General features: G+C 63.2%; 1 pseudogene. It reads right to left on the bottom strand.

The annotated features are described in order from the left end of the window. A pseudogene (locus NCR38_RS34070) lies at window positions 1-253 on the bottom strand (hemagglutinin); the annotation flags it as partial.

The following is a 253-nucleotide window of genomic DNA, read 5'->3' as shown; positions in this document are numbered from 1 at the left end:
CACCGACGGACATGGTCTTGTCCTGATCGATGTTCGGAACCATCGCCAGCGCCGTGGCCGCCCCGATGCCCGCGTAGGCGCTGCGGCCGATGCTGTTCACCTGGCTCTGCATGGCGCTGACAGCGCTATCGGTGTAGCTGTTGGCCTGCGACACCGCGTTGTCCAGCTGTTTGACGTTGACCATGTCGGTGTCTTGCGTACCCGCAGCCACGTTCGTGATCTGGCGTTCGTTTCCAGCCGAACCCACCGACAC

This window comes from Caballeronia sp. INML1 (genome assembly GCF_023631085.1).
GTDB lineage: Bacteria > Pseudomonadota > Gammaproteobacteria > Burkholderiales > Burkholderiaceae > Caballeronia > Caballeronia turbans.
The sequence above is the reverse complement of the archived record's forward strand: the minus strand, read 5'-3'. Positions and strand labels throughout refer to the sequence as shown.